7 protein-coding genes and 1 pseudogene are annotated in these 7,704 nt (G+C 67.8%); 6 read left to right on the top strand and 2 right to left on the bottom strand.

The window, feature by feature from the left end; genetic code table 11:
• Window positions 1-533, top strand: a pseudogene (locus ACM6LU_RS31000) (transposase); the annotation flags it as partial.
• Window positions 534-579: 46 nt separating this feature from the next.
• Here ACM6LU_RS31000 and ACM6LU_RS30995 read toward each other — a convergent pair.
• Window positions 580-2,964: an ATP-binding cassette domain-containing protein gene (locus ACM6LU_RS30995; RefSeq protein WP_414941352.1), complete on the bottom strand. Its 2,385-nt coding sequence runs from the start codon at window positions 2,962-2,964 to the stop codon at window positions 580-582.
• Window positions 2,965-3,115: 151 nt separating this feature from the next.
• The gene (locus ACM6LU_RS30990; RefSeq protein ID WP_076161627.1) at window positions 3,116-3,619 is read right to left on the bottom strand and encodes an Lrp/AsnC family transcriptional regulator; all 504 of its coding nucleotides are present in this window, start codon (window positions 3,617-3,619) and stop codon (window positions 3,116-3,118) included.
• 93 nt (window positions 3,620-3,712) lie between these two features.
• Here ACM6LU_RS30990 and ACM6LU_RS30985 point away from each other — a divergent pair, with 93 nt between their 5' ends.
• The 5 genes from ACM6LU_RS30985 to ACM6LU_RS30965 all read left to right on the top strand — a co-directional run bounded on the left by ACM6LU_RS30985 (window position 3,713) and on the right by ACM6LU_RS30965 (window position 7,636).
• A complete protein-coding gene (locus ACM6LU_RS30985; RefSeq protein WP_414941351.1) occupies window positions 3,713-4,897 on the top strand; it encodes an MFS transporter in 1,185 nt (394 codons plus the stop codon).
• Window positions 4,898-5,035: 138 nt separating this feature from the next.
• Window positions 5,036-5,224 (top strand): hypothetical protein, encoded by a 189-nt coding sequence (locus ACM6LU_RS30980; protein ID WP_409492954.1) that lies wholly within the window; start codon window positions 5,036-5,038, stop codon window positions 5,222-5,224.
• Between the two features lie 45 nt (window positions 5,225-5,269).
• Window positions 5,270-6,418: a type III PLP-dependent enzyme gene (locus ACM6LU_RS30975; RefSeq protein WP_414941350.1), complete on the top strand. Its 1,149-nt coding sequence runs from the start codon at window positions 5,270-5,272 to the stop codon at window positions 6,416-6,418.
• Window positions 6,408-6,779 (top strand): adenosylmethionine decarboxylase, encoded by a 372-nt coding sequence (gene speD, locus ACM6LU_RS30970; RefSeq protein WP_414941349.1) that lies wholly within the window; start codon window positions 6,408-6,410, stop codon window positions 6,777-6,779. Before ACM6LU_RS30975 ends, speD begins: the two co-directional genes overlap by 11 nt.
• Window positions 6,779-7,636 (top strand): spermidine synthase, encoded by an 858-nt coding sequence (locus ACM6LU_RS30965; RefSeq protein WP_414941348.1) that lies wholly within the window; start codon window positions 6,779-6,781, stop codon window positions 7,634-7,636. Before speD ends, ACM6LU_RS30965 begins: the two co-directional genes overlap by 1 nt.
• Window positions 7,637-7,704 lie beyond the last annotated feature (68 nt).

Genomic DNA, 7,704 nt, shown 5'->3' with positions numbered 1-7,704 from the left:
GTCGCGGGAAACGGTGAAGCGCTCGGACCTGGCCGGACACGCCGGTTACGGTTACTGTGCGTCGCATTCCCGGTTGTACTGGGGGCTGAAGCTCTACCTCGTCTGCGCCGGTGACGGAATGCCGGTCCTGTGGTGCCTGGCCACTCCGAAACTCGGTGAACGCGAGGTGCTGGCCGCGCTGCTCGAGAGCAACCAGCACCTTATCCGCAACGGCCAAATCCTGCTGGCCGACAAAGGGTTCGCCGGGAAAGCCTTCAAGAAGCTGACCGAGACGATGGGACTTCACCTGCTACGCCCGGACCGCAAAGACGAAACCTACCGCAGGCGGCAACCTCGGCGGTGTCCGCCAACGAATCGAGTCGGTCAACCAGACCCTGAAAGGCCAGCTCGACCTCGAAACACACGGCGGACGCACCCCTCACGGCGTGTTCACCCGCGTCACCCAACGCCTCCTCGCCATGGCCACCGCCATCTGGCACAACTGGGAAACCGGCCACACCAGCAAACGATCACTCACCGCCTACGACCACTAACACCAACTTCACGGAATCACTCATCTAGAGGACTAATTGCGAATCGTCACTTGCCGATGTAGGCCTTCAGGTGTTCGCCGGTGAGCGTCGAAGCGGTCGCGACGAGGTCGGACGGCGTGCCCTCGAAGACGACCTTGCCGCCGTCGTGGCCGGCGCCGGGGCCGAGGTCGATGATCCAGTCGGCGTGCGCCATGACCGCCTGGTGGTGCTCGATCACGATTACGGACTTGCCGGCGTCGACGAGCCGGTCCAGCAGGCCGAGCAGGTTTTCGACGTCGGCGAGGTGCAGACCGGTGGTCGGCTCGTCGAGGACGTAGACGCCGCCCTTGTCGCCCATATGCGTCGCGAGCTTCAGCCGCTGCCGTTCACCGCCGGAGAGCGTGGTGAGCGGCTGGCCGAGGCTGAGGTAGCCGAGCCCGACGTCCTTGAGCCTGCCGAGGATGGCGTGCGCGGCCGGAATGCGCCCTTCGCCCTCGCCGAAGAACTCCTCGGCTTCGGACACCGGCATCGCGAGTGCCTCGCTGATGTTCTTGCCACCGAAGGTGTACTCCAGCACCGAAGCCTGGAACCGCCTGCCCTCGCACTCCTCGCACGTGGTCGCGGTCCCCGCCATGATGCCGAGGTCGGTGTAGATGACGCCCGCGCCGTTGCAGTTCGGGCAGGCGCCCTCGGAGTTGGCGCTGAACAGTGCCGGCTTCACGCCGTTGGCCTTGGCGAAGGCCTTGCGGATCGGTTCGAGCAGGCCGGTGTAGGTGGCCGGGTTGCTCCGGCGCGAACCGCGGATGGGTGTCTGATCGACCGAAACGACGCCCTCGGCGGCGGGGATCGATCCGTGGATCAGCGAACTCTTGCCGGAACCGGCGACACCGGTGACGACGCAGAGGACGCCGAGCGGGACGTCGACGTCGACCTTCCGGAGGTTGTGCCGGTCCGCGCCGCGGATCTCCAGCTTGCCGGTGGGCTTGCGGACGCTGTCCTTGAGCGACGCCCGGTCGTCGAGGTGCCTGCCGGTGCTGGTGTCGCTGGCGCGCAGACCTTCGACGGTGCCCTCGAAGCAGATCGTCCCGCCCTCCGTGCCCGCGCCGGGGCCGAGGTCGACGACGTGGTCGGCGATGGCGATCGCCTCCGGCTTGTGCTCGACGACCAGCACCGTGTTGCCCTTGTCGCGCAGCTGCTGGAGCAGGTTGTTCATCCGCTGGATGTCGTGCGGGTGCAGGCCGATGGTGGGCTCGTCGAAGACGTACGTGACGTCGGTGAGCGAAGAGCCGAGGTGCCGGATCATCTTCGTCCGCTGTGCCTCACCGCCCGAGAGCGTGCCGGAGGGGCGGTCGAGCGAGAGGTAGCCGAGTCCGATGTCCACGAACGAGTCGAGTGTGTGCTGGAGCTTTTCCAGCAGCGGCGCCACCGACGGCTCCTTGAGCCCGCGGACCCAGTCGGCGAGGTCGCTGATCTGCATCGAGCAGGCGTCGGCGATGTTGATCCGCTTGATCTTCGACGACCGGGCGAGTTCGCTCAGCCGGGTGCCGTCGCATTCGGGGCAAGTGGTGAAGGTGACCGCCCGGTCCACGAACGCGCGGATATGCGGCTGCATCGCCTCGCGGTCTTTGGACAGGAACGACTTCTGGATCGTGGGGATCAGGCCCGAGTAGGTCAGGTTGATGCCGTCGATCTTGAGCTTGACGGGCTCCTTGTAGAGCAGGTCGTCCAGCTGCTTCTTGGTGTACTTTTTGATCGGCTTGTCCGGGTCGAAGAAGCCACAGCCGCGGAGGATGCGGCCGAACCAGCCCTCCATGGAGAACCCGGGGACCGACAGCGCGCCCTCGTTGAGGGATTTGGTGTCGTCGTACAGCGCGGTGAGGTCGATGTCGTTGACCTTGCCCCGACCCTCACAGCGCGAGCACATACCACCGGTGATGCTGAACTCGCGGCGTTCCTTCGTAGTCCGTCCGGCCTTCTCGGTGGTCACGGCTCCGGCGCCGGAGATCGAGGCGACGTTGAAGGAGAAAGCCTGCGGCGAGCCGATGTGCGGCTTCCCGATCCGGCTGAAGAGGATGCGCAGCATCGCGCTGGCGTCGGTGGCGGTGCCGACGGTGGACCGCGGGTCGGCGCCCATCCGCTGCTGGTCGACGATGATCGCGGTGGTCAGGCCATCGAGCACGTCGACCTCGGGCCGGGCCAGCGTCGGCATGAAGCCCTGCACGAAGGTGCTGTAGGTCTCGTTGATCAGCCGCTGCGACTCGGCCGCGATCGTGTCGAAGACCAGGGAGCTCTTGCCCGAACCGGAGACGCCGGTGAACACTGTCAGCCGTCGCTTCGGCAGCTCGACGGCCACGTCCTTGAGGTTGTTCTCGCGGGCACCCAGCACGCGGATCAGGTCGTGGCTGTCGGCGGGGTGTTCCTCGGGCGGCTGCGGCCTGGTGGTCTTGCGCATCGTGTCTCCATCCTGATGTGGGCCGCGTGTACGGTCCGTCAGCCTCACCGGGCTCGATCTAACCAGTTTCGAGCGGTTCGTCCTCTTCGAACGTGCGGTGATCACGCTAGGTGGGCCGCGGTCGCCGTCGCTTCTCGATTTCTGACCGGCTTCACATGCTCCAGCCCTCGCTCTTGGTCGCCTTCAGGTAGTCCTCGACCGGCGGGCCGACCGGCCTGCCTTCGAACTGCGTCGACAGCACCACCGACGACCTGATTTCACCGTGTTTGCCCAGCCGTTCGAAGAGGCCCTCGAGATGTTCGAGCGACACAGCCCGCACCTTCAACATGGTGCAGCGGTCGCCGCTGAGCCGGTGCAGCTCGACGACCTCGGGGTAGTCCTCCGACTTGCTCGTGCGCAGCAGGCAGCTGCCGAGCGAGCACCGCATTTCGACGAAGGCCTGCAGGTCGTACCCGGCGCGGCGCGCGTCGACCTGTGCGCGGTATCCGGTGATGACGCCCGCCTCTTCCAGCCGCCGGACCCGTTCGGCGACCGCCGGCGCGGAGAGGTTGACGCGGCGGCCCAGTTCCTTGAACGAGAGCCGTCCGTCGCCCTGGAGCGTCTCGACGAGCCGCCAGTCGAGGTCGTCCAGCGGCCTTTCCGATCGTAAGGTCATCGCGCCCGGATTCCTTTCATGATGCGCCTCGCACCCCCGCGAGGCCTTCGCAAGACTATTCGCCGGTGCGTCCGGAATCCCTAGGTTTGAATCATGAAACCGATGATCGCGCTCTTCATGGGCGTCGCCTGCGTCAGCACCGCTGTCGTCGGCCTGTCCACCACGGCGGCGCTGATCGTGGTCGAGCACGCCGGTGCCGCGTGGAGCGGGCTGCCGAACGCCGTGCTGGTACTCGGCTCCGCCGCCGGCTCGCTGTCGTCGGGGGCGCTGGCGGCGCGACTCGGCAGGCGGCTCGTCCTGGTGCTGATGTACGGCGCCGCGGTGGCGGGCGCGCTGATCTCGTTCGCGGGTGTGCTCGGCGGGTCTGTGCTCGCGCTGGTGGCGGGGATGCCCTTGATCGGCTTCGGCAACAGCGGGGCACAGCTCTCGCGGTACACGGCGGCAGACCTTTCACCGGAGCACCGCAAAGGTTTCGCACTGTCCACAATGGTCTGGGCGGGCACCGTCGGCGCGATCGCGGGTCCCGCTCTCATCGCGCCGGCCGCGGCGCGGGCGGAAGCCGCCGAACTGCCCGCGCTGTCCGGTCCGATCGCGGCGGGGGCGATCGTCGTGGCCATCGCCGTGGTCGCCGTCGCCGCCCTTCCGCGCGGTCTCGCCGCCCCGGCGGAGCGAGTGCCGAGGCGGGAGCGGATGTCCGTGCGGAACCCGCTGATCCTCGGGCCGCTCGTGGCGATGGTCGGCGCGCAACTGGCCATGGTGGCGGTGATGACGATGACACCGGTCCAGCTGCACCAGCACGGTCAGGGTCTCGATGTCGTCGGCTGGGTACTGAGCGCGCATTTGATCGGAATGTTCGCGTTGGCACCGTTGTCCGGCTGGATCACCGACCGCTGGGGCGGCCGCGCGGCGATCTTCGGCGGGATCGGCACGCTGATTGTCGCGGCCGTCACCGCCATCGGCGCGCCCGATTCGCATCACGTGGGAATCCCGGTCGCGATGTTCCTGCTGGGCTACGGCTGGAATCTGGTGTTCGTCGGCGGCAGCAGCATGCTCAGCCGCGATCTCCCGGCGGAGCAACGGACGAGGGCGCAGGGCACGGTCGACGCCTTCGTCTGGGGGACCTCCGCGGCGGCGAGCCTGCTCGCCGGGCAGTTGTTCGGCCTGGGTGGATACGTTCTGGTCGCCATCGCGGGCGGCCTGTGCGCGCTCGTCCCGCTCGCGGTGATCGGCCGCCGGACCGGCGCTTCGGCTCCCGGTGAAAAAGCCGGGCTCCGCTGAGCTGCGAAACTCCGGCGATGCGTCATAATGCTTCACTTCGACCACGGACGAGCCCGTGATGACGCAGATCACGTCGGTCACCGAATCGGAGGGTCCTAGGGTGAAAGCAGACAAGACGCGGGAGATCGGGGGTGCACGATGAGCGAGTTCGCGGTGAATCTGCGGGACCGGGTACGGCAGGCGAGGGAAGACGTCCGGATCGCCAGGCGGGACTCGGACGAGGATCGTGCTTCGGCCGTCGGCGCCGATCTGGCCAACCTGGAGCGGTTGGCCGCCGAGCACGGGGTGGAACTGCCTGAGCAGACCTCGGGCGACGCCCGGGCGTGACCCCGGGTTCCGCGCCGGTGATCGGCCTTTGACACCCTGGGGCGCGTGACCGAAAGCCTGAACCGGATCCGCGCCTTCCTGGCGGATCGCGAGCCGCCGACACCGTGCCTGGTCGTGGACACCGACCTGGTCGCGGAGCGCGCGGCCGCGGTCTCGGCGGCGTTCCCGGACGCGCTGATCCGGTACGCGGTCAAGGCGAATCCCACACCCGAGGTGCTCGACGCGGTGCTGTCGACGGGGGCGGGATTCGACGTCGCGGGCACGGGCGAGATCGAACTGTGCCTTTCACGTGGCGCCCGGGCGGCGGAACTGGCCTACGGCAACACGATCAAGAAGCAGGCGGACATCGCGTTCGCGTATGCATGCGGAGTCCGTGAATTCACCACGGACTCCGCCGGGGATCTCGCGAATCTGACCGAGCACGCGCCCGGTTCGCTGGTTTCCGTCCGGTTGCTGACCGGCGGCCCGGATTCGGTCACGCCGTTCGGCCACAAGTTCGGCTGTGAACCGGCGATGGCCGCCACCCTGCTCCGGCAGGCCGCGGAGGCCGGGCTGCGGCCGGGAATCGCGTTCCACGTCGGCTCGCAGCAACCGGACCCGGCCGCCTGGGAGATCGGGATCGCGACCGCGGCCAAGGTCGCCGCCGAAGCCGGTGTCGGCTTGACACGGCTCAACATCGGCGGCGGGTTCGCCACCGAGCACCGGGAAGCCGTGCCCTCCTTGGCCGCCTACGCGGCGGTGATCAACGCCGCTCTCGAACAGCACCTGCCGGGGCCCGGGCCGGAGCTGATGCTCGAGCCGGGCCGCGTGATCGTCGCCGACGCCGGACTCATCCGGACCGAAGTCGTCCTGGTGACGACCCGTGCCGCCGCCGACGAACGCCGCTGGGTCTACCTCGACGTCGGCAGGTACAACGGAATGGCGGAGTGCGAGAACGAGGCCGTCGCGTATCGGCTCGAGCCCGTCGGCGTCAAGGGTCCGGAAGGGCCGGTGGTCCTCGCGGGGCCGACCTGCGATGGTGACGACGTGCTCTACCAGCGGACGCCGTGCGTGCTGCCGATGTCGCTCAAGGCGGGCGACCGGCTGGACATTCCGGGCACCGGTGCCTACACCGCCAGCTATTCGTCCATCGCCTTCAACGGATTCGAACCGTTGCGTACCTATTGTGTGGGGAGGTTCGCCGATGACGGCTGAAGAACCACTCGTCGGCCGGTTCGCCGGTCGCCACGTACTCGCGGAGTTCGAGGGGATCGAGCCGTCGCTGCTCGACGACGCCGAATTCCTGAAGAGGACCCTCGCGAACGCGGTGACCGAGGCGGGGGCGACGGTCTGCGAAGTCGTATCGCATTCCTTCGCCCCGCAAGGGGTCACCGTGCTCGCATTGCTGGCCGAATCCCACGCGTCCGTGCACACCTATCCGGAGATCGGCTCGATGTTCGTGGACGTGTTCACCTGCGGGGACCGGGCGGATCCGGAGCGCGCGGTCGAACTGCTGGCGAAGTTGCTCGGCGCCGGCACCGTCCGGATGTCCACTGTGGAACGAGGAGAAGGCTGATGACCCGACGAGTGATCGTCGAGCCGATGGGCGCGGGGCTCACCCGGAACTGGGACGTCGAGGAGGTCCTGTTCGAGGGCCGCACCGCGTTCCAGAACGTGCTCATCGGACGGACGGCGCAGGGGATCTCCCTGTTCTGCGACGACGAACGGCAGAGCACTGAGCTGAGCCAGCTCGTGTACCACGAGGCGCTGATGATTCCCTCGCTGCTGCTCGCCGATCGTGTCGAGCGGGTGCTGATCATCGGCTCCAGTGAAGGGGTCGCGTCGGAACTCGCGGTCGCCGCGGGGGCCGAGGTGGTCGACCACGTCGACATCGACGCCGAGGCGGTGCGAGCCTGCGCCGAACACCTTCCCTACGGCTACACGCTCGACGATCTGGCCCGTGCGGAGCGCGGGGAAGGAAAGGTCCGCGTTTACTATCGCGACGGCTGGGAGTTCCTCGCCGAAGCGCGGGAGCGCGGCGACTCGTACGACGTTGTCGTGATCGACCTGCCGGACGAGAACGAAGATCCGGAGGCGCAGCACAACCGGTTGTACGGCAACGATTTCCTGGCCCGGTGTGCGACATTGCTCACCGAAGGGGGAGTGGTCGGCTGCCAGGGTGGCTGCCCGACGCTGTGGCGCAACCAGACCCTGATCTCGTCGTGGCGCCGGTTCACCGAATCGTTCGGAACCGCTCTCTACTACGGTTCGGACGAGCACGAATGGGCTTTCCTGAGCGGCCGTGCCGACGTACTCGACGACCCGGGTGCCCTCGTGGCGGAGAAGATCGGCAAGGCGGGGTTCGGGGAGTCCACTATGGACGAAGCCGCGCTGCGGGCGAACACCGTGCCGCCGCTTTCGCTGCGGCGGTGACAACAACCTTGCGATCGCTACCTGGCCGAGATCGTCGGTCGTCGGAACAGGTGGTCGGCCGGTAAAGG

It is taken from the genome of Amycolatopsis sp. cmx-11-51, assembly GCF_047608665.1.
GTDB lineage: Bacteria > Actinomycetota > Actinomycetes > Mycobacteriales > Pseudonocardiaceae > Amycolatopsis.
The sequence above is the reverse complement of the archived record's forward strand: the minus strand, read 5'-3'. Positions and strand labels throughout refer to the sequence as shown.

Coding starts and splice junctions, on each gene's coding strand:
- ACM6LU_RS30965 (WP_414941348.1), top strand. CDS start 6,779: ATGACCCGACGAGTGATCGTCGAGCCGATGGGCGCGGGGCTCACCCGG.
- speD (WP_414941349.1), top strand. CDS start 6,408: ATGACGGCTGAAGAACCACTCGTCGGCCGGTTCGCCGGTCGCCACGTA.
- ACM6LU_RS30985 (WP_414941351.1), top strand. CDS start 3,713: ATGAAACCGATGATCGCGCTCTTCATGGGCGTCGCCTGCGTCAGCACC.
- ACM6LU_RS30995 (WP_414941352.1), bottom strand. CDS start 2,964: ATGCGCAAGACCACCAGGCCGCAGCCGCCCGAGGAACACCCCGCCGAC.
- ACM6LU_RS30980 (WP_409492954.1), top strand. CDS start 5,036: ATGAGCGAGTTCGCGGTGAATCTGCGGGACCGGGTACGGCAGGCGAGG.
- ACM6LU_RS30990 (WP_076161627.1), bottom strand. CDS start 3,619: ATGACCTTACGATCGGAAAGGCCGCTGGACGACCTCGACTGGCGGCTC.